1 protein-coding gene is annotated in these 1,167 nt (G+C 68.3%); it reads left to right on the top strand.

Going from position 1 to position 1,167, the window contains the following annotated elements; all coding sequences use genetic code 11:
• Positions 1-1,129: 3-hydroxyacyl-CoA dehydrogenase family protein (locus AXK61_RS24125; protein ID WP_231855663.1), on the top strand; the 1,129-nt coding region annotated here is incomplete at its 5' end.
• Positions 1,130-1,167 lie beyond the last annotated feature (38 nt).

Here is a 1,167-nt window from a genome sequence, read left to right as displayed (position 1 = left end):
CAAGGACATCTCGCTGGAAGCCGCGCAGAAGGGCAAGGCCTACTCCGAGAAGCTCGAGGAGAAGGCTCTGGCCAAGGGCCGCACCACCGCCGAGAAGTCGGCGGAGCTGCTCGCCCGGATCACGCCCACCGTCGACGCCGCCGATTTCGCCGGCGTGGACCTGGTCATCGAGGCGGCGTTCGAGTCGGTCGAGGTCAAGCACAAGGTGTTCCAGGAGATCGAGGACATCGTCGAGCCCGACGCCATCCTCGGCTCGAACACCTCGACGCTGCCGATCACCATCCTCGCCGAGGGCGTCAAGCGCTCCGAGGACTTCATCGGCATCCACTTCTTCTCCCCCGTCGACAAGATGCCGCTGGTCGAGATCATCCGCGGCGCCAAGACCTCGGATGCGGTGCTGGCCAAGGTCATCGACTACACGCTGCAGATCAAGAAGACCCCGATCGTGGTCAACGACTCGCGCGGCTTCTTCACCTCGCGGGTCATCGGCACCTTCGTCAACGAGGCCATCGCGGCCGTCGGCGAGGGCGTGAACCCGGTGCTCATCGAGCAGGCGGGCCAGCAGGCCGGCTACCCGGCGGCACCGCTGCAGCTCATGGACGAGCTGACCCTGACGCTGCCGCAGAAGATCCGCAAGGAGACCCGCGCCGCCGCCGAGGCCGCCGGCAACCCGCTGCCCGCGCACGGCAGCGACGCCGTCGTCGACGCGATGGTCGACGCGGGCCGCACCGGCCGCAAGGACGGCGCCGGCTTCTACGACTACGTGGACGGCAAGCGCACCGGTCTGTGGCCCGGCCTGAAGGACCTCCTGCCCGCCGGGCAGGACATCCCGCTGCAGGACATGATCGACCGGATGCTCTTCGCCGAGTCGCTCGAGACGGTGCGCTGCTTCGACGAGGGCGTCATGGACTCCGTCGCCGACGCCAACATCGGCTCGATCTTCGGCATCGGCTTCCCCGCCTGGACCGGCGGCGTGCTGCAGTTCATCAACGGCTACGAGGGCGCGAACGGAACCGTGGGCCCCAAGGCCTTCGTCGCCCGCGCGCAGGAGCTGACCAAGTACGGCGAGCAGTTCACCCCGCCCGCCTCCCTGGTCGCCAAGGCCGAGGCCGGCGAGACCTACGAGTAGGACTCACTGAGCCSCAGCAACACTGAGAGGTCCGGCAT

The organism is Tsukamurella pseudospumae, from assembly GCF_001575205.1.
GTDB classification, from domain to species: Bacteria; Actinomycetota; Actinomycetes; order Mycobacteriales; family Mycobacteriaceae; genus Tsukamurella; species Tsukamurella pseudospumae.
This window is presented reverse-complemented; position numbering and strand designations above follow the sequence as displayed.